Annotated in this window: 17 protein-coding genes and 1 pseudogene; 4 read left to right on the top strand and 14 right to left on the bottom strand. The window is 62.3% G+C overall.

Annotated elements, in window-relative coordinates:
* Window positions 1-277: 277 nt before the first annotated feature.
* Window positions 278-1,231, bottom strand: a complete 954-nt coding sequence (locus IV500_RS17905) for a hypothetical protein (RefSeq protein ID WP_196398183.1) — start codon at window positions 1,229-1,231, stop codon at window positions 278-280.
* Between the two features lie 206 nt (window positions 1,232-1,437).
* Between IV500_RS17905 and IV500_RS17900 the strand changes: the two genes are divergently transcribed.
* Window positions 1,438-3,105 carry a serine hydrolase gene (locus IV500_RS17900; RefSeq protein ID WP_196398182.1) on the top strand — a complete coding sequence of 556 codons (1,668 nt, stop codon included), beginning with the start codon at window positions 1,438-1,440 and terminating at the stop codon, window positions 3,103-3,105.
* 658 nt (window positions 3,106-3,763) lie between these two features.
* Here IV500_RS17900 and IV500_RS17895 read toward each other — a convergent pair.
* The 4 genes from IV500_RS17895 to IV500_RS17880 all read right to left on the bottom strand — a co-directional run bounded on the left by IV500_RS17895 (window position 3,764) and on the right by IV500_RS17880 (window position 7,837).
* A complete protein-coding gene (locus tag IV500_RS17895) occupies window positions 3,764-4,822 on the bottom strand; it encodes a cytochrome b/b6 domain-containing protein (RefSeq protein ID WP_312875979.1) in 1,059 nt (352 codons plus the stop codon).
* A gap of 668 nt (window positions 4,823-5,490) precedes the next feature.
* Window positions 5,491-6,477 carry an electron transfer flavoprotein subunit alpha/FixB family protein gene (locus IV500_RS17890; protein WP_196398180.1) on the bottom strand — a complete coding sequence of 329 codons (987 nt, stop codon included), beginning with the start codon at window positions 6,475-6,477 and terminating at the stop codon, window positions 5,491-5,493.
* A gap of 11 nt (window positions 6,478-6,488) precedes the next feature.
* The gene (locus IV500_RS17885; RefSeq protein WP_196398179.1) at window positions 6,489-7,265 is read right to left on the bottom strand and encodes an electron transfer flavoprotein subunit beta/FixA family protein; all 777 of its coding nucleotides are present in this window, start codon (window positions 7,263-7,265) and stop codon (window positions 6,489-6,491) included.
* 275 nt (window positions 7,266-7,540) lie between these two features.
* Window positions 7,541-7,837: a hypothetical protein gene (locus tag IV500_RS17880; protein ID WP_196398178.1), complete on the bottom strand. Its 297-nt coding sequence runs from the start codon at window positions 7,835-7,837 to the stop codon at window positions 7,541-7,543.
* Between the two features lie 144 nt (window positions 7,838-7,981).
* Between IV500_RS17880 and IV500_RS17875 the strand changes: the two genes are divergently transcribed.
* Entirely contained in the window at window positions 7,982-9,040 is a 1,059-nt protein-coding gene (locus tag IV500_RS17875) for a helix-turn-helix domain-containing protein (RefSeq protein WP_196398177.1), read from the top strand.
* A gap of 614 nt (window positions 9,041-9,654) precedes the next feature.
* Entirely contained in the window at window positions 9,655-10,188 is a 534-nt protein-coding gene (locus IV500_RS17870) for a hypothetical protein (RefSeq protein ID WP_196398176.1), read from the top strand.
* Between the two features lie 67 nt (window positions 10,189-10,255).
* Here the strand turns inward: IV500_RS17870 and IV500_RS17865 are convergent, their stop codons facing one another.
* Entirely contained in the window at window positions 10,256-10,468 is a 213-nt protein-coding gene (locus IV500_RS17865) for a hypothetical protein (RefSeq protein WP_196398175.1), read from the bottom strand.
* A gap of 875 nt (window positions 10,469-11,343) precedes the next feature.
* A complete protein-coding gene (locus tag IV500_RS17860; RefSeq protein WP_196398174.1) occupies window positions 11,344-12,000 on the bottom strand; it encodes an MBL fold metallo-hydrolase in 657 nt (218 codons plus the stop codon).
* Window positions 12,001-12,141: 141 nt separating this feature from the next.
* Here IV500_RS17860 and IV500_RS17855 point away from each other — a divergent pair, with 141 nt between their 5' ends.
* Window positions 12,142-12,600, top strand: a complete 459-nt coding sequence (locus IV500_RS17855) for a Fur family transcriptional regulator (protein WP_196398173.1) — start codon at window positions 12,142-12,144, stop codon at window positions 12,598-12,600.
* Between the two features lie 68 nt (window positions 12,601-12,668).
* Here IV500_RS17855 and IV500_RS17850 read toward each other — a convergent pair whose 3' ends face one another.
* From IV500_RS17850 to IV500_RS17820, 7 genes and pseudogenes are all read right to left on the bottom strand, one after another.
* A complete protein-coding gene (locus tag IV500_RS17850) occupies window positions 12,669-13,583 on the bottom strand; it encodes a metal ABC transporter permease (protein WP_196398172.1) in 915 nt (304 codons plus the stop codon).
* Entirely contained in the window at window positions 13,583-14,368 is a 786-nt protein-coding gene (locus tag IV500_RS17845) for a metal ABC transporter ATP-binding protein (RefSeq protein ID WP_312875983.1), read from the bottom strand. The genes IV500_RS17850 and IV500_RS17845 overlap by 1 nt, the downstream gene beginning before the upstream one ends.
* Before the next feature lie 80 nt (window positions 14,369-14,448).
* The gene (locus tag IV500_RS17840) at window positions 14,449-15,375 is read right to left on the bottom strand and encodes a metal ABC transporter solute-binding protein, Zn/Mn family (RefSeq protein ID WP_196398170.1); all 927 of its coding nucleotides are present in this window, start codon (window positions 15,373-15,375) and stop codon (window positions 14,449-14,451) included.
* A gap of 97 nt (window positions 15,376-15,472) precedes the next feature.
* A complete protein-coding gene (locus IV500_RS17835) occupies window positions 15,473-16,549 on the bottom strand; it encodes a hemolysin family protein (RefSeq protein ID WP_196398169.1) in 1,077 nt (358 codons plus the stop codon).
* The gene (locus IV500_RS17830) at window positions 16,546-17,979 is read right to left on the bottom strand and encodes a hemolysin family protein (RefSeq protein WP_196398168.1); all 1,434 of its coding nucleotides are present in this window, start codon (window positions 17,977-17,979) and stop codon (window positions 16,546-16,548) included. Before IV500_RS17830 ends, IV500_RS17835 begins: the two co-directional genes overlap by 4 nt.
* A gap of 299 nt (window positions 17,980-18,278) precedes the next feature.
* Window positions 18,279-18,548, bottom strand: a pseudogene (locus tag IV500_RS17825) (shikimate kinase); the annotation flags it as partial.
* 41 nt (window positions 18,549-18,589) lie between these two features.
* Window positions 18,590-19,108 (bottom strand): enolase C-terminal domain-like protein (locus IV500_RS17820; RefSeq protein WP_281064072.1); only part of this gene is annotated, 519 nt, incomplete at its 5' end.

The raw sequence follows: 19,108 nt of genomic DNA, 5'->3' as shown, positions 1-19,108 counted from the left end.
AGGATTTCGAGGTCGGCCTGCTTGTCCATCTGCGTCACACAGCCGCCGTCATGCACGTCTTTGCATGGCTTCAGATGTCCCAGTGTTCCGTACAGCCTGCCGGCGGTGAGGACGTACCCACCGCTCTCTAGCGATCCCGAGAGACGCTCGGAGTCTTGCACGTTCATCCGGCAGCCGTGTGCCCGTCGTTGGTGCGCGCGGCCGCGCGACGGTGCGATGAGCGTCGGCGCAAACGAGGGAGTGGTCGTTACGGGCACAGGCATGATGACACCACCGCTCAGCGGGCGGTGGGCTTCCCGTCTGCGGCCCACGCCACACCCAAGGCGAACAATGTCGACACGCCGTACTGCTCCATTGCCGCTGCAATGCGACGCCGACCCGTTCGCGGGTTGATCCCGAGCCTGCGAGATGCCGCGTCGAGAGTGACGCCCTGCTTCATCAGCACAAGAAGCGGCGCCCACGGCGGCTCCACACCACCGATCGGCTCGCCGCGACGCCAGAGCTCGCGGAACAGGCTTCGGCCCATCTCGGCGAGGGACGCGCTACGGACACCGACCACGCTGGCCGGCCACCCCTCGCCCCATTCGATCGGCAATGCGAGCACCCCGCCGTCGATCCAAAACCAACTCGGAAGGTCGTCGAGAAGGCGGAACTCCACCCCGATGGCCGCGTAGCGCTTGGCGATCGCGACGAGCCGGGCGTCCTCTGCCATCGAACGCGGGAGAAGGGCGCGCACCGATCGCTTGCCGGTGAACATTTCCGCGAAACGGCTGGCGCGCGCGGGATCGGTCTGCAGGTAGCGTCCGAGATCGGGAAGCACGGCCCAGGCGGTGTCGCTCTCCTCCCGCGCTATGTCGTACCAGAGGTCTTCTGCCGCCTGCGGCCCGTGTCGCACGAAAACGGGAACGAGATCACCGGATGATTCGCCCACAGCCCAGTGACGCAGCAGAGCCGGTAAGTCTGCAACAAGTTCCTCGATTCGCGAGGCGGCCTCGTCCGCCGTCTGCCGCATCGCACGCACTTCGCGTTCGACGACGTCGGCCGTCCATATCGCCGGCGTCGCGGACGCGATCGCGCCATCGCGCACCGAGATCGCACCTGCCCGCGCGAGACGCACAACGGCATCGGCGGCCTCGCCCTCATCCGCGTGCGCGGTAGTGGCGAGCTCCGCCACCGTCTTAGGGCGGCTGCGGTAGATCAGTTCGAGCAGTTCCCTATCTTCCATGTCCACCTCCGGAACGTGTGTGGACACCATTATGGCGCGTGTGACCGCATCCGGACGCCCTCTAGAGGCCATGTCCGGAAGCGGAGGTTGTTTTGTCCGCTTCTGTCCACGCACAATTATCTCGGGGACCGGAGTCCATGGCTTCGTATGCGCGCGTAGGAAGCCATGGATCCGGTAACAGATAGTCAACGGGAGGCAGCGACATGAACAGCATGAGCAGCACGAACAAGGGCATCGTACGCGTTGCCGCCGTTTCGACGGTGGCAGCATTCACGCTGGGAATAACGGAGTGCAACGCGGGTAAGACCGCGGAACCGTCGTCCGCGGGCGGGCTCGCTGTCACAGTCGGCGACGCGCCCAACCAGGACGTCGTCGATCTCTACACGGATCGTGACACGGCAGTGGCCGCAGCCGTCGATGCACTTCCCCGGTTCATCGAAAAGGCGCTCAAGCAGACAGGAGTGCCCGGCGCGGGAGTCGCGGTCGTCTCGAACGGTAAGGTCGTGTTCGAAGAGGGACACGGTGTGCGGGACCTGACGACGAAGGAACCCGTAGACGTCAACACCGTGTTTCAGATCGCGTCTTTGTCCAAGCCCCTCTCGTCGAGCGTTGTGGCCAAAGCGATCACCGAAGACGCCGATCTGTCCTGGGAGGATCCGGTCGTCAAATACCTCCCCGACTTCGCGCTGAACGATCCATACGTGACCGAGCATGGAAAGATCGCCGACTTCTTCTCGCACCGCACCGGCATTCCAACCGGTGGCGGCGATGACCTCGAAGACATCGGCTTCGATGTCGACTACATCATGGCCCACATGAACCAGATTCCTCTGGCGTCGTTCCGCGACACATACCAGTACTCCAACTTCGGACTGACGGTGGGCAGCGAGGCGGTCGCGGCGTCGCGCGGGCAAACGTGGGCGCAGACCGCGCACGAACTCCTGTTCGGGCCGCTCGGCATGACTTCGACGACCACCGTCCACGACGAATACCTCGCCGCAGATGATCGCGCGGCGATGCACGCGCGTACCGGAGAAGGTCAGTACGAGCAGCTCTTCGACCGTGACGCTGATGCCGAGGCTCCTGCCGGCGGTGTCGCATCCACTGCCGGCGACATTGCGAAGTGGATGAGTGTGGTGCTGGCCAACGGCGAGGTCGACGGCGCTGAATTCATCGACCCGCTCGTGCTCGCAAAGACCTATTCCGCCCATTCGATCACCGGCGGCGATGCCAGGAACCTGACATCGCGCACATCGCACTACGGCTTCGGCACGAACGTCGGTGCCACCGTGACCGGCCGCGTCAACATCAGCCACTCCGGCGCATTCGGGTGGGGCTCCGCCACCAACGCCACGATGATCCCCGATCTGAACCTCGGGATCGTCGTGCTCACTAACGGAGCGCCGTCGGGAGTTCCGGAGGCGATCGTTTCGGAGTTCGTCGACCTGGTTCAGTTCGGTGCGGAGACGCGACCCTGGTTGGACGTGATGCCCACCGTCTTCGCGCACTATTCCGACCCGGCGGGCGACCTCGTCGGCCAGGAGCCCCCTACAGGTGCCGCGGCAGCGGGCCCGGCCGGCGACTACGTCGGCACATACACGAGTCCTTACTTCGGCAACCTCGTCGTGACCGAGGAGAACGGTACCCTCACCGGCGCGCTCGGCCCCGAGGGCGGTTACACGTTCGAGATCGCTCCGTGGAACGGTGACACGCTGTCCTTCGTGCCCACCGGTGAGAACGCGCTCCCCGGTTCACTCTCCTCGGCGGTCTTCGTCCGCGAGGGCGAGCAAATCACCAGGGTCACCCTGACCTACTTCAACAAGTTTCCGGCGGCTGGGCAGGAGCCGAACGGGCTCGGTGTCTTCACCCGGGCCGGCTGACCCTCGATCCGCCGATAGTTATGTTGGATGCGCGGCGGTTTAAGGGCTATATCAAGCCTGTCCTTCCGACAAATTATTGGACCCGCCGCCCAGTGCTCGGGTTGCGATTCTTTGTGCGCACCAACTTTCTACTTGTTCCCAGTTTGACTCGCGAAATTGATGCACTTCCAAGCCCGCAGGAGAGCCAAATCGAGGGCCAACCGGAAGTTGCTCCCCGTCCGGTTCATTGATATCCATGCTTCTTGTCGCCATGAAAAATGTCACCGCGAATCAGATTTCCCGCCCAAGGCGGGGAGCTTGCCGCAGGGACGAACCGGAGCCCTCGAAAACAAGGTTTGTTGGCATACGACGTCCCGCCCTCGACAACCGGCGGCATGCCATCAACCTGGCAGGCGAACCTGCAAACAGCCGCCAAACAGACCATTCGGCGCCACACGGCACGGCCCCGTCACGTTTTATTCACGTTTTACTCAGGTTTTTGAACATAAACCAACCGCAAATCATGGCATATCGATGGACTCCATTGGCCCGCGCTCTTCCGGAAACTAGATGTAGCGGCGGACCAGAGCCAACGGGTACGAAACCACGCAATAACTCTCTCGCGTCCCAGCGCCTGGCTCCGCGTGGTCATGGTCCTCCCCCGTGCAGTCGGCTCCGCCTAGCGGCTGCTCACCTGCCCGAACTGCTTCGCGATTGGCGCGAGCAGGAGCGGACGGGCGGCGTACCACCCAGCAATCGTGATAGCCATTGCGGCCGCGAAGAGCCAGAACCCAACCCAGTTCACCACGTCGGTGCCGCCGAACATGTGGTTCAGGTTTCGCAGCGCACCGGTGGCGAACACCAGGAACACGTGGACGAGAATAAACAGCACGAAGAACACCATCGTCGGGAAATGAATCGCGCGCGCGATCTCCACCGGGTAGATCTTGTTCAGCCTCTTCGCATTTTTCGGCCAGAACTCGCTCATGCGCACACCCGTGATCGCTGCGAGCGGGGCCGCAATGAAGACCACGAGGAAGTACATGATCTGCTGCAGGCTGTTGTAGTTCACCCACCCGCTCTCCACGGGCCAGTCCAGCGTCATGTACTGCAGGAGCGCGGAGAGCGCGTTCGGAACCGCCTCCCAACTGGTCGGTACGATTCGTATCCAATGACCGGAAGCGAACAACAGCACCACAAAGATGAATCCAGTGACCAACCACAGAACGTCCAGCAACTGGTGCAGCCATAGATTGATGCTGATTTTCTTGCCACCGCGCTTCGGCGTCCAAAACGCCGGCGGCTTCTGCTCAGTGCGCACCTGATAGCCGGAGCGGATAATAAGCACGATCAGAAAGATGTTCAAGAAATGTGCCCACTGCGCCCACCATGGGAAGCCGGACTGCGTCGTATCGGGCAGCTGATACGTTCCTGGGTACCGCTGGAGGAACTCCGGCACGCCCGGCAGCGTCGTCACGCCGCGCGCGGCGAGCACAAGAATCCCTGCTGCAGCGACAGCACCGACCGCGAGCAGCGCAACGAACTTGGTCCACTGCGTCACGGTCCGCGAACGGTAGAGCTTCCCCTCGGCTGTGGCCTTCGCCGGCTTGTTTGGGGCAACCACTTTGGCAGGAGCCAGTGCTGGGGGCACGACGGCGGCACGCACCGTAGGTGCTTGACTCACCACAGCCGGTGCTTCAGAAGCGGCAAAAGCCGTCGCCGCAGCTTCGGCCGTCACCGCAGAAGGTGCCTCAGCAACAGCTTCGGTGGCTGCCTGGGCAAGAGACGCTGGCACAACCGTGGGCGCTAATCCTTCCGGTGGCCATGGTTCGCCGCCGGCGGTACGGGGAAGCCCGCGGCGAAGCGGGACGCTTCCCATTGTCTGTGTGGTGGGTGGCGTCATTGGAGCCGCCGCAGGTGCCGTCGTTGGACCAGCCGCAGCGGGTGCGGTGGTTGGAGCCGCCGCAGGTAGCGTCGTTGCCGGCGCGGATTGCGCAGGAACACTTGAATTTGGGGTGGGTGTTCCTGCTGTGGCTAGGGATTCCAGCAGAGCCACTGATCCCAAAACCTCACCCGCTGGCGGCCAGGGCTCTCCGCCCGGCATGCGGGGCAGGCCCCGGCGAAGCTGCGTCGTCAGCCTGAGGCTTTCGTTCACAGTGGGCGCGGACGCCGCCGCGGCGGGTACCGTCTCCTGACTGGCAGCAGGGGCGGAAGCAGCAGCAGCGGTTGGCGCAGCGGGCGTGGAGGGCGGCCCGGCAGCTACCGGTCCCACCCTGGAAGCAGCCGCCGACGGGATACGCGCTTCGTCCGCGGCAATGTGTGCGGGTGCCTGGCCTGCTGCAGGCCAGGGGTCACCGCCCTCGACGCGCGGCAGGCCCCGCCGAACCGATGGAGATAGAGGTACCATCACTGCTTCTTCCGCGCCTGGAGTGCGCTGATCAGCTGGGGCACAACCTTGAAGAGATCGCCGACCACACCAAAGTCAGCAATCTCAAAGATCGGTGCGTCGCTATCCTTATTAACGGCGACAATCATCTTCGAGGTCTGCATGCCGGCCCGGTGCTGGATCGCACCCGAAATGCCTAGCGCGACGTACAACTGTGATGACACGGAAACCCCAGTCTGGCCGACCTGATGCGACTGCGGGACGTAGCCCGCATCCACCGCGGCACGGGAGGCACCAACGGCAGCGCCGAGTGTATCGGCGAGCTGTCCAACAAGTGCGAACTGTTCCTGGGACCCGAAGCCTCGGCCACCCGCGACGACCTTCGCGGCACCACGCAGTTCCGGCCGCGAAGAGGCGCCGACTTCCTCCTCGAAGGAGTCGATCCGTGCAGCCGGCTTTTCGGAGGGCGTCACTGCCAGGGTCTCTGACTCCTCGGGCTGAGCCGTGGCACGCGCTTCGATGGAGCCCTGACGAACGGTTATCACCGGTGCCCCAAACGTGGATGCCGACGTGACGTTGTAGGCACCGCCGTAGACGGAGTGGTGTGCCACGACGCCCTCTTCATCACGTGCCACCCCGACTGCATCGGCACAAACCGCTGCACGCGACCGAGCAGCGTAACGACCAGCAAGGTCGCGCCCATCCAAAGAATGTGAAATCAGGATCGCGTCTGGCCGGACCCGCTCCACAGCAGCGAAGAGCGCGTCAACGCTCGGCACGCCGAGGACGGAAGGATCGGTAGTCTCTACGATAAGTACGCGCGCGGCACCAAGGACAGCGGCCTCCGCGGCGGCGGCGCTCCCTGCGCCGGGTGGGGTTAGTACCAGGGCAACCGGCGTGCCAACGGCAGCGGCGGCACCGAGGAGTCCTGCCGCAGCCTGCTCGAGCCCACCGGAGCCTTGGACTTCTACGACAACCAGGATTGCATCGCGAGGGAATTCAGTCATGTCGTTGCTCCTTACGCCAGTCGGTTCTCTACCAGGAAGTCAGCAAGCTTTTCGCCAGCATCACCCTCGTCAATGATCTTTACGCCCGCCGCACGCGGGGGCTTCTCTGTAACCGTGAGCATGATCGAACTTGCCGCTTCCGGATCGTCGGCGATGATCCCTAGGTCTGAGAGGGTAAGCACCTCAAGGGGCTTCTTCTTTGCGGCCATGATTCCCTTGAAGTTCGGGAAGCGCCCGCTGGGAAGCGCCTCGGTAATGGAGATCACCGCGGGCAGGTTCGCTGATACCTGCTGTACGCCGGATTCAACCGGCCTGGAGCCGGAAACCACGCCGTCGCTGATTTCTACCGAGCTGAGACCGGTAGCATGCGGTACGTCGAGCAATTCCGCAAGCATCGCGGGAATCATGCCGCCGGATCCATCGGTGGAGATGTTGCCGGTGATCACAAGGTCAAACTCAAGTCGACGGATCGCTGCAGCGAGGGTTCCGGCCGTCAGCCCAAGATCAGCTCCCCGAAGCCCCTGGTCCGAGACGTGGATAGCGCTCCCCGCGCCCATCGCAAGCCCCTTGCGTATCGTCGCCGTGGCACCCTCTGGAGCCAGTGTGAGGAGGACGACCTCCGTGCCCTCGTTCGCGTCGGCGTATGACAGTGCCAGTTCCAAGGCTCGCTCACCAATTTCATCAACGACTGCCTCGCTGGCTTCTCTGTCGGCGAGGCCTGTTTCGAGGTTCAGTTTTCTGTCCCCGTACGTGTCGGGGACCACTTTTACTAGGACGACAATCTTCATCGATGGCTCTTCCTGTGGCGGGCATGTCCCCCAAAGGAGACATCTGGAATCCTCATCGAGTCTACGGAAGTGGTGCCCGTCCTGGCTGACAAAGCCCGTGTCGTGCAGGAAAGGGCAGGGTCGGGCCGATCAGCCCGGGCGTCCGGGCCTGCCTGTGCGCGGAGCTCAAAGACGAGCCGCTCTCATTCAAAGATGTCGCGGGTGCGCGGCGCTCCTCTGTACTTTGACGCCGTCGGGCACGATGAAGGAATCCCGCGCCATACGGTTGTCGGGCGTCACTCCAGGATTTGTGTGACTTCCTTGGTCTCAAGAATCTGCGTTCGCGGCTCACCGCCGAGCGCGGGTCCGGCGGCACCGGAGCTCCAGATGAGTTTCATGGTGTCCAGCAGCCGTTCTGCTTGGGTAACCGTCTCGAATTCCAGATCGATCAACACATAACGCGGGTTGTCGACGGGCTGGTAGATGGAGTATTGCTGTACTCCTGCTTTGCCTCGGCCTGCCGGGTCCCGGTCAAACGCGGCCTTCCATGTGGCAAAATCTTCAGTGGGATGTTCAATCCGAAGAATAGGCATGATCCTTACTTTCTCTAGTGGGTGTTCTCTGAGCGTAAGTGTGGTCGCGGACAGAAAACATCCCAGCTCTCTGGGATGTTTTCAACGGTGAGCGGCCGCAATCTCAACGGGCGAGCCGGGTTTCGTTGAGCGTACTGTCGAGACATGGCCAGAGAGCTTACACGCGCTAACGTTCTTGAGCGGATCAAGTCCCTCAGCGGGGCGGCTTCGGATGCCAGGAAGTTTCGCACCGACGTACTACGCGAACTGCATCGTGCGGTCGGCTTTGACGCGCACGTGTGGCTGCTCACTGATCCGGTGACCACCGTCGGTTCCGACCCGCATGCGGATGTACCGGCGTTCGATCAGCTGCCTTCCCTGATTAAGTTCAAGTACCTGACAGCAGTTAATCGATGGAGTGATTTGATTGCGCGCAGGGTGCAGGTTGCCTCCCTTGTCGAGGCGACGGGCGCAGATCTGGCGAAGAGCCTTCTCTGGAGGGAAGTTCTCCACGACTACGGGGTGAAGGACGTCGCATCGATAGTCATGGCCGATCGTTACGGCTGCTGGGGGTTTCTCGACCTATGGCGCAGGGGCGCCCCGAACGCGTTCGATGGCGATGAGCTTACGATTCTTCGGCAGCTCACGCCGGTGCTGACGCGTGGGCTTCGTGTGTGCCAGTCGGTCACCTTTTCGACAGTGCCGCCGGCCCGTCGCCGCGACAGCGGACCCGTCGTACTTGTTCTGAGTGAGAACCTCGAGGTGGTCAGCCAGACCGGTGCGGCGGAAGAATGGCTTCGCACGCTCTTGCCGGCTGCCAGTGATTTCCCGCCGGTGCCGGCGAGCGTTTATAACGCGGCCGCTCAGCTACTTGCGGTCGAACAAAAGGTCGATTCACATGAGGCCCGCGCTCGTGTGCATCTCACCGATGGCACGTGGATCACCGTTCGTGCCGCGAGAATGGGTTCGCAGATCGCAGTGTCGCTTGAAGCGAGCTCGCCCGAGGAACGTCTTGAGGTCTTCGCCCTGGCCCACGGTATGAGCGCGCGCGAGGCAGAACTTCTGGCCATGCTCGCAGACGGGAGCGACACGAAACTGATTGCCCAGCGGATGTTCCTGTCCGAGTTAACCGTGCAGGATCACCTCAAGTCCATCTTCGCAAAGTCGCAGACGCACAATCGCCGATCACTTCTCGCCCAGATCGTCGGCACCCGCGCGGGCTAAAGATCGACGAATGACCCCGAGAGGCTCGGTCCATCCAGTGAACGGCGGGCGTTTATGGCTTTGCCGGCTGGATGTGGCCCGTTGTACGCGAAACGCAAGCCGGCTCCGTGGTGAACAGAGCCCAACCTGATCGGCTGTCAAGGGCCGCGGAGGTAGCAACAGGTGCGGGCCCGAGAGCAAAGCAAAAATTGCCTAACGGGCTTTTGCGTCAATCTCAGCTCGCCGTGACTGGACGATACGCCGCACGACGGCGTCCGCTAGTTGATGCTCCGCAGAATAGTGGATGCTTTCGCTAGTCGTTTCGAGATCAGCCATCACTTCAGCCACCGTCGTCATGGTCGGCTGGCCCATCTCGCATTCGCGTACAGCACACGGAAAGTTCAGCCTACTCGGAAGGCACTACGAGCCAGCGGACGAGCCGGCCGTATCGATCCAGCAAAAGTCAGACCCGCGCCCGTAGTGGCGACGACGGATGCGAATACCCACGGTAGTTGCGGCGACTTTACTGCCGGCATCGCGGTGACGTGCGGCGGGTCTGCGTTGGCTGCCGGGTACAGACAGTGCGCCCCAATGTCCAATTTTCGTTCCATCGGCCCGTGGGCAAGTATGGCTGTATGAACAGTACGATAACACCCGTCGGAAAGTCCGCACTGAGTGCCTTTTCCGGCATCACGATGGCAGTGCTGGGCTTGTCGCTGGCCGGGTGCTCCGCGGCTGAAACCGCTGCCCCCGCCGAATCACTCAGCGCCGTTTCGCCGGCCCAAAAGCCGTTATCCGCGGAGGCCACCACTGACGACACAACCGCCCCAAACACGGACCCCACTCCGTCGACGGTACCAGTGGGACGCTTGGTGAGCCTGCATGTTGAGGGCGCCCAGGCCAATGCACTCGTGAAGACCCTCGTAGTGACAGCCGACGGCAAGGAAAACGGCGGAGACATGCGGGATGTAAAGCTGCCTTTCGACCAAGAACTCACGCTGCCCGCCGACGCCTCCTTCACTAAGGTCCTGGTGCTGGGCAAATATGCCTCCGGCGCCACCGGCGAGATCTCCTGCACCGTCACGATCGACGGGGGGCAAGTTGCCAGCCAGTCGTCCAGCAACCACCGGCCCGCGGAGTGCCTGTTCGTGGAGAAGAGCTCCAAATAGCATTCAGTTTGCGGATCTCTGTCAATGGTTCCGGCCGCGGGGGGACTTAATCCGGCGACCAGAACTATTAACAGCGTGCCGTCCACGGCGCGCTCAAAGTGGCACTTCGGGTTTCGTGGCGTACTCCGGTCAGCGACGGCCGGTTAACTGATTTCCGTTCGATGTTCATGATCAGGGCATTGAGGCCCTCGACTGTCGCCGTGTTGACGGGGGCGCGAACGGAGACGGGCAGCTCTCGGCCTCCTTCCTGGCCCTGTAGTGTGGCCAGGGCTGCCATCACCTCTGCCACCTGGCGAGTACTTTTCCGCAGCTCGCGGTCAATTTCGACGCTTGCGGTAGTGTCCGCGCACTGTCTTGCCTCCACGCGTGTGTTCAGGAACCCCGACTTCCCCCTGCCGAGTGGCCGCTGCACTGGTGTTCACATCGAACGACGGCGACAGCGTCCACCCGTTGCCGGTTCGCAGCAGCGCGTGGTTGATCGCAGGCTCATGTATGGGATGCGCCTACCGCCGTGGCGGTCGAATCTCCGCGTCAGAAATATGTGTGAGTGTTCCGTCAACGGCAAGAGTTTAGACTCCTGAACACGGATTCCTGCCCGCTTCGTCAGCATAACCGGTCTCAGTGAACAATCGTGCCTCCTCGGCGAGGGCCTGAAGGTCGCGCACCCCGGCGCTCTTCCCCCGTGAAGACAAGAATTGCGCTTGCTCCTTTCCCATGACCTGAGAGCTCATCCCGTTTGCCACCAGCCCTTGGACACGGCCACCACGACCATGCTTCTCAGTCGCTCCTTCGTTCTCATAATTGCCGCCGTCACCTCTTGGGATTACGTCTGGAAGCGCTTCGTGATGACGCGCGGCGAGAAGTGGCGGTGACGATGAAGATGCTCACGTTCGACTCCGGGACCGGCACGATCCCGGCAGCGGCTGAAACGATCATTTTCCTGCACGACGCTAATGCCGCCGGCTGGACGATGTGCCACGCTCGGCAGTGGCAGGTTTTGTCATCGGTTCAGGGATTGAGGAAGCCGCGGGGATGTTTCCCTGGAAGTGGTGGCCGTGGCTTCCGGGGGCGTGTTGAGACGCCGACGGAGGAGCCGGCGGGAGACACGGTTCATAGTCGCCAACGTCTGACTCCCCCGCTTTATGACTCAGTTTCTCAGAGCTGGACGCTTTCGCCCGGGGCGAGGTGACGGAACTCAGTGCCGTATTTGGCTCCGACCTTTGCCACATGTCCCTCGGAGAAACTCAGTCCTTGCTCGTTAAGCAGGGCATCGTGAATCTGGAAGGCCTTCGGTGCCCTGACGGAGATGACGAAGTCAATGACTTCGGCGGTCTTGGACCACGGCGCGTGGATGGGGACGAGCAGCGTCTGTACTTGGACGCCGTCGGGCACTGTGAAGGAATCCCCCGGGTGGTAGACATTTTCGTCCACCAAAAAACCAATGTTGGCGACGATTGGAACCAGCGGGTGGATCAGCGCGTGCTGACTGCCAAAGGTGCGAATCGCGAAGCCCGCCGCTGAGAAGTCCGAATCTGGTTCAACGTCCTTCACCCGGTCTGCGGCTGTAGGTTCCTTCTTTCGCAGCTCCTTTGCAACGCCCGCGGGAGCATGGAGCACCAATTCCGAGTTTCCCCTCATCGCCGCCGCAACCGCGTCGGAGTCAAGGTGATCCGCGTGCTCATGAGTGATGAGAATTGCGCTGGCGTCCGCTAGAGCGGCGTCTGTTTCGGAGAAGATTCCGGGGTCGATCACCAGAACGTGGCCGTCTTTTTCCAACCGGACACAGGCGTGTGTGTACTTTGTCAGCTTCATGCCACCAGCCTACGTCCGTGCTTGCGTGTGTACCAAGGTACGCATTAAGAACATTGGCGAAGGGCCAGGAGCTGCATGGCCGTGCACTGATAATCTGGACTAGCGGGGCGGCTGACCCACGCAAGGAAGCGAGCAGCAGTAATGTCCGAGGCAAGAACGTCGCAAACCAGTGCCGGCAAGCAGCTGCCGCGTCCCAGCAGGGAACAGCGCATCACGAAGCAACGCGTGGCGGTCGGTTCCGCGCTGGATCAGCTGGATGACTTTGTCAGTACTCAAGAGCTGCACCGGAGCCTGCAAAGCGATGGGTCGTCAGTGGCGCTGGCGACGGTGTACCGGATCCTGCAGTCCATGGCGGAGGACGGTTTGGTTGATGTCCTGCGCAATGCCGAGGGTGAGGCGGTTTACCGTCGCTGTTCGGTGGCTGCGCACCACCATCACCTGCTGTGCCGCACGTGCGGAAAAGCTGTGGAGATTGAGGCGCCCGAAGTGGAGAGCTGGGCGGCCAAAACGGCTGCTGCGCATGGTTTCACCGAGGTCCAGCACACCGTGGAGATCGTCGGCCTCTGCCCCGAGTGCTCCACCAAAGCCGCTGGGAACTGATCGAAGCATCCAAATGACGGCAGTGTCCAGCTCGTCGCTGGACTGTAATAGCTCACCAGGCCAAATAACTACAGCGCGGAAAGTTCACTGACCGTAATAGGTTCCGTTGCCTTTACGCGCACAATCCGCCCGCTGCGGCCGCGCCTGCGCCGGTAGGCGCCGATGCCGCGGCAGCTGACATAGACCAAGAATGACAGCGTGGTGATGTAAGGGCTGACCGGGATGCGGCCGCCGAGCGCCAGCAGGATCCCGCCCACGGTGGACAGCATGGCGAATCCGATGCTCAGCAGCACCACGAGCTTGGGCGAGGACGTTACCTGCAACGCCGCCGCAGCGGGGGTGATCAGCAGCGCCAGCACCAGCAGCGCACCGACCACCTGAATGGACAGCGCCACGGAAATGCCCAGCAGGAACATGAACACCAAGGACAGCGTGCGGACCGGTACCCCGCGGGCGGAGGCGATTTCCGGATCCGCGCTGGCGAAGGTAAGCGGCCGCCAGATGATGAGCAGGCCGGCAATAACGACGACGGCGGCACCGGCCAGCATGGACAGCGCTGTTGAATCAACCGCGACTATCTGACCGGTCAAGAGCCCGAATTTGTTCGCCGCACGGCCTTGGTACAGCGCCAGGAACAGAATCCCCAGACCCAGGCCAAACGGCATGATCACACCGATTACAGAGTTCCTGTCCCGCGCCCGCACGCCCATGATACCGAGCACCAGCGCAGCCAGCACCGAGCCGACCAAGGATCCCAGAATCACGTCCGCGCCCACCAACAAGGCAAAGGCGGCACCGGCAAAGGACAGTTCGGCAATACCGTGCACGGCGAACGCCAGATCACGCATCATCACAAAGGTGCCGATCAGCCCGCCCACCAGCCCCAGGATGGCACCGGCCAGAATGGAGTCACGAAACAGCGGCAGGAGTTCACCGTAATTCTGAAAGTTCAAGACCGCATCCATGAAGTCCTGGAAAGTCATCAGTGCCCTTCCGCTGCGTGCCCGTGGGTCGTGGCGTCGGGCAGTCCGACGACGACGATTCTTCCGTTGGTGTGCAGCACCTCGACGTGGGTGCCATAGAGGTCGGAGAGCACGTCGGTGGTCATGACCTCTTCCGGGGCGCCAATCCGGAACTTACCGCCGGCCAGGTACAGCACGCGGTCCACATACTCAATAATCGGGTTGATTTCGTGGGTAACAAAGACCACCGCGCTGCCGTTGTGCCGAGATTGGTCGCTAATGAGCCTGCTGACGGCTTGCTGATGATGCAGGTCGAGGGAGAGCAAGGCCTCGTCGCAGAGCAAAACCTGCGGATCCGTAGCCAGCGCTTGGGCAACTCGAAGGCGCTGCTGCTCGCCGCCGGACAGGAGCCCGACGGGGACGTTGGCATAGTCGGCCGCACCAACCCGGTCCAAGAGTTCATCGACGCGGCGCCGGTGCCTGCGCACGCCTAACCGCACTCCCCAGCGGTGTCCGTCCACCCCAAGACCGACAAGATCACGGGCGCGCAGCGGAGTATCTGCTGCGAAGCCCTTTTGCTGCGGAATGTAGCCAATGTGGCGGCTTCCCCGGCGCGCCGCCTCCCCGCCCACCCGAACACTTCCGCGGGTCAGGGCCTGCAGTCCCAGCAGCACTTTCAGGAAGCTGGTCTTTCCACTGCCGTTGGGCCCGAGCACGGCGAAGAACTCCCCCGCCATAATCTGCAGGTCCAGTCCATCCCACAGCAGACGTTCGCCAAAGCCCAGGCTGGCGTCCGCGAGGTTCACTACCGCCGGGGCCGAGGCGGCAGGGACAGCCGACCGTGAGGAGAGAGCCGGAGCCGCGGACCGTGCCGAAGAAAGAGAGCTCATTGGCTGATGGCCTTCTTAATGCTGTCGGCATTGGCGGCCATCCACGTCAGGTAGTCCTGTCCGGCGGGTAACGTTTCACTGAAGTTGAGCACCGGGATTCCGGCTGTGACGGCGGCCTTCTTCAGCACTTGCGTCTGCGGTCCTTCTGTCTGGTCGTTATAGGCCAGGAACCGGGTATTTTGGCTACCCACCAGTTCGATGGTTTCCTGCAGTACTGCCGGCGGGACATCCTGCCCATCTTCAATGGCATGACTGTAGGCCGCCGGGGTCTTGTTCACCAGGCCTGCCTCTTGAATCAGGTACAGCGGGACCGGCTCGGTGACCGCAATTTCCTGGCCGGTGTGCCCGGCCTTCAGACCGGCGAGCATTTCGCTTATCCGCGCTGCAGAATTCTTGAAGGCTGCGGCGTTGTCCTTGAAAATGCCGGCTGCCTCCGGGTCCAGCTCAGCAAGCCGCGTGGCCACTGCATCGGCTACTCTAACGGCCGTGGGCAGGCTGTACCAGACGTGCTCATTGAAATCGTCCTTATTGGCCTCGGTCCGCAGCCCGGAAATATCCGTGGCGTTGAGGATCCTCTCTTCCGCCAAGGTTCCGCCGCCGGCAAGCTGGTCGAAGAAACCGTCATAGCCGCCGCCGTTTTCCACGCCGAGCTGGGCCTTGGAAATGGCGAGTTTGTCTTGGGCCGTGGCCTCGTAGGAGTGCGGATCCTGACTTGGTTTATTGATCAGGGAGCTGACCTGGACGCGGTTTGCGCCAATGCTTTCCACGATGCTGGCGTAAACGTCGGTGGAGGTGACCACCCGGATCTTGCCCGCCGCCGTCGTCGCCGGTTCTGCTGGGGACGTTGCCGCACCGTTACCGCAGCCCGCCAGCAACACCGCTGCTGCTGCCCCCGCAGCACAGATACCAATAAGACGGCGCACTAGGATGGCCTTCACTTCCTGCTTGATGAGAATAATTACGAATAAGCTCGCTTCAGCATAACGCAAATAGGAACGATTCGCATCAAGGATGGTGCCGTTAGTCCTCGCCGGTACCCTGCCCACCCAACCGGCGCAGCCCGGTGGCCTGGGTGGCGTCGCGGATTTCACCGACCAGTTCTTCGATCACGTCCTCGAGGAACAGGACGCCTCGAGTGCCGCCGTCGGGGGAAATGACGCGGGCCAGATGCGACCCGGTGCGTTGCATCGTCGCCAGCGCATCCTCGATCTCATCGTCCATTCCAATATTGACCAGCGAGCGCACCCGGCTCTCCGCAAAGGGCAGCTGATAGCTTTCCTGCGGGATCGAAATGACGTCCTTTACGTGCATGTAGCCGGTTAGATTCCCCGAATCGTCCGCCAGCACAAATCGGGAGAACCCGGTGCGGCGGACCGCACGCTCAAAGTCCACCGGCGTCGCCGCCGTCTGCAGCGTGACCAAAGCATCGCGCAGGACCATGATTCTGCCCGCCGTTTGGGCCGAAAATTCCAGGGCACCGTTAATCAGCCCGGTCTGGTCATCCACCAGACCGCTGCGCGTGGACTCCTGCACAATCGACTGGACTTCCTCCAAGGTAAAGCTTGAGGTGACCTCATCCTTGGGCTCGATCCGGAACAGCCGCACAATATGGTTCGCCAGCCAGTTCAGCGAAAAGATCACCGGTTTCACCAGCTTTCCGATGAACACCAGCGGTGGCGCCAGCAGCAGGGCCGCCTTGTCCGCCGTCGAAACGGAAATGTTTTTCGGGATCATCTCGCCGAACGTAACGTGCAAAAAGGTGACCACCAGCAATGCCAGCACAAAGGTTGCCGGAGCGGCAATGTCATCGGAGATACCCACCGCGGACAACGGGCCCGCCAGTAAGTGGTGAATCGCCGGCTCCGAAACATTGAGAATCAGCAGCGAGCAGACGGTGATCCCCAGTTGTGAGCACGCCAGCATCAGGGAAACGTTCTCCATCGCCGCCAGAGTGGTCTTGGCACGGACAGACCCCGCCTCCGCGCGCGGCTCAATCTGGCTGCGGCGTGCGGACATGATGGCGAATTCAGCGCCAACAAAAAAAGCATTACCCGCAAGCAGCACCACCAGCCAGAGAATGCCGGACCAGTCACTCATCGGGCCCCTCCCCGACTGGGCACATCTCTACTGGGCACATCACGACCGGGCACATCACGACCGGGCACATCACGACCGGGCACATCACGACCGGGCAGCTGGGCGCCGCCGGCGGATTCCGGAGTACCTTCGGAAAACGCAGTGGGGATGAAGCGGATCCGGTCAATCCTGCGCCGGTCCATCCGTTCCACTTCCAGTTGCCCGCCGCCCACATCGACAAGATCGCCCACGAGCGGGATCCTGCCCAGCGCCGCCATCACAAACCCGCCCACCGTTTCATAGCTCGATTCGTCCGGCACGGTCAGTCCGGGCACCTGCTCAGAAACCTCGTCGGGACGCATCAGCCCGGGGAAGAACCATTCTCCGGCCGCACTTTGCAGCACACCCGGCTTGGTCCGGTCATGTTCATCGGAGACCTCGCCGACAATTTCCTCCACCAGGTCCTCCAAGGTCGTGACTCCGGCCGTTCCGCCGTATTCATCCAGCACCACGGCCAGTTGCAGGTTCCCCTCCCGGAGTTCGGTCAGCAGCGCATCCAGATGAATGGTCTCCGGAACGCGCAGGACATCAGTCATGATGGCGCCGGCCTGCAGTTGAGCGCGCCTGCCGGATGGCACGGCGATGGCCTTCTTCACATGCACCACCCCCCGGACATCATCAGGGGAATCGCCAATCACCGGGAACCGGGAATGTCCCGTCCGCCGGGCAGCCTCGACAATATCCGCCACGGACTGATCCGCTTCGATGCTGACCAGCCGAATACGCGGCGTCATCACATCCGCGGCCGTCCGGTCCGCAAACTTCAGCGTGCGGGCCACAAAATTGGCGGTCCGCACGTCAAGAGTGCCCATGTCAGCCGAACGTCGAACCAGCGAAGCAAGCTCGGCCGGGGAGCGCGCTCCGGAAATCTCCTCTTTTGCCTCCAGCCCGAACAGGTGCAGCACACGATTAGAGAAGCCATTGAGCAGCAGGATGGCCGGTTTGAAGATGGTGGTGAAGACAAGTTGGGGCCGCGCCAAGGCCCGGCCGATTTCAAAAGCGCGCGCGATCGCCATATTCTTCGGCACCAGTTCGCCGATCAGCATGGACAGCAGGGTGGCCAGAATCATCGCCGCAGCCAGCGCGACGGGCTGTACCACGGACGGATCCAGCCCCAAACCGGTCAACGGCCGGCTCAGCAGGGCACCGACCGATGGCTCCATGACGAACCCGGTCAAGAGCGTGGTCAGTGTAATACCCAGCTGACAGCTGGAGAGCTGGGTCGAGAGTGATTTCAGGCAATGCAGCAGCGGGCCCGCAGCAGAATCTCCGCCGTCAATGGCGCGTTGCACCGTCGATTGATCCAGAGCCAGCAGGGAAAATTCGACGGCGACGAAGAAGCCGGTGCCCAGGATCAGCAAGAGCCCGACGAGTAAGAGCAGCCACTCCATCAGCGGTTAACCCCGCCCCGGCGGTGGTCCGGCTGGCTGCCGAAGGTGGCGGGCGGAGGCCGGTCGGAAGCGCCTGCAGCGCAGCCGACCGCGGAAACTGTGGCCGTGGAAAGTGTAGGAGAACGATGGGCACGAGTGCGGGGTCTGCCGGCATATGCCAAGTTCGAGGACCTGTGGTTAGTTCCACAGTCCGAACCCGGGTGCCGGCCCCTAGAGTTGCTGTCCATTAGAGTGTCAGTCTACATTATGGCTTCTCCGGGGCCGGCAGGTTGGGTCCGACAATGCGGGGCCGGCAGTGGGTTGTGGTTGATGAACAGCTGCCGGATCTTCTCTTCCAGGCTCATCGACTCGATGGTGCCGTCAACCCAGGCGACGGCGTCCTCGTCGAGGTTGAGCGGCGCAGCGGTGAGGTCCACGCTAAAGCGGTCCATTTCGCTCCCCCACCCGGACGCCATCTTCGCGATGTTGTCCACCGGGTGCAGGGAATCCCCATCCACGAACGGTGTGTCCAGGGCAGCAGCGACGAGGGCGCCGATGGTGGTTTTCCCGCAGCCGGATACACCCATCATGACGACCGTCGGGTGGAGGACCGGGACCGGGGTAAGCGCTTTCACCAGTCATGCACCGTGCCGTCGGCCAGACGGTTGTAGGGCAGGTACGCCTGCTGGTACGGGAAGGACGCAGCGGCTTCTTCATTGAGTTCAACACCGAGTCCAGGTTTCTCCCCCGGATGCAGGTACCCGTCGGCGAAGGTCATGGATTGTTCAAAGACGGTATTCGTCGTCCCGCTGTGTTCCATGTATTCCTGAATCCCGAAGTTATGGATCGCCAGCCCCAGATGCGTCTGCGCGGCCAACCCGACCGGGGAAACATCGGTGGGACCATGGAAACCGGACTTAATCTGGTACTGCGCGGCATAGTCCATGACCTTCTTCAAAGGCGAAATCCCCCCGAAGTGCGTGGACGCGGCCCGCACATAATCAATCAGCTGCTCACGGATCAGGGTCTGGAAATCAAAAACCGTGTTAAACACCTCACCGACCGCCAACGGCGTCGTCGTATGCGAGCGGACCAGCCGGAAGGCGTCCTGGTTCTCCGCCGGCGTGCAGTCCTCCAACCAGAACAAATC

Origin of the sequence: Arthrobacter terrae (genome assembly GCF_015708085.1) — a bacterium.
GTDB lineage: Bacteria > Actinomycetota > Actinomycetes > Actinomycetales > Micrococcaceae > Arthrobacter_M > Arthrobacter_M terrae.
Note: the sequence above shows the minus strand (reverse complement) of the source record. Positions and strands in the feature narration are given on the sequence as shown.

Coding starts and splice junctions, on each gene's coding strand:
- IV500_RS17855 (WP_196398173.1), top strand. CDS start 12,142: ATGTCCGAGGCAAGAACGTCGCAAACCAGTGCCGGCAAGCAGCTGCCG.
- IV500_RS17830 (WP_196398168.1), bottom strand. CDS start 17,979: ATGGAGTGGCTGCTCTTACTCGTCGGGCTCTTGCTGATCCTGGGCACC.
- IV500_RS17860 (WP_196398174.1), bottom strand. CDS start 12,000: ATGAAGCTGACAAAGTACACACACGCCTGTGTCCGGTTGGAAAAAGAC.
- IV500_RS17875 (WP_196398177.1), top strand. CDS start 7,982: ATGGCCAGAGAGCTTACACGCGCTAACGTTCTTGAGCGGATCAAGTCC.
- IV500_RS17870 (WP_196398176.1), top strand. CDS start 9,655: ATGAACAGTACGATAACACCCGTCGGAAAGTCCGCACTGAGTGCCTTT.
- IV500_RS17880 (WP_196398178.1), bottom strand. CDS start 7,837: ATGCCTATTCTTCGGATTGAACATCCCACTGAAGATTTTGCCACATGG.
- IV500_RS17850 (WP_196398172.1), bottom strand. CDS start 13,583: ATGACTTTCCAGGACTTCATGGATGCGGTCTTGAACTTTCAGAATTAC.
- IV500_RS17900 (WP_196398182.1), top strand. CDS start 1,438: ATGAGCAGCACGAACAAGGGCATCGTACGCGTTGCCGCCGTTTCGACG.
- IV500_RS17890 (WP_196398180.1), bottom strand. CDS start 6,477: ATGACTGAATTCCCTCGCGATGCAATCCTGGTTGTCGTAGAAGTCCAA.
- IV500_RS17885 (WP_196398179.1), bottom strand. CDS start 7,265: ATGAAGATTGTCGTCCTAGTAAAAGTGGTCCCCGACACGTACGGGGAC.
- IV500_RS17835 (WP_196398169.1), bottom strand. CDS start 16,549: ATGAGTGACTGGTCCGGCATTCTCTGGCTGGTGGTGCTGCTTGCGGGT.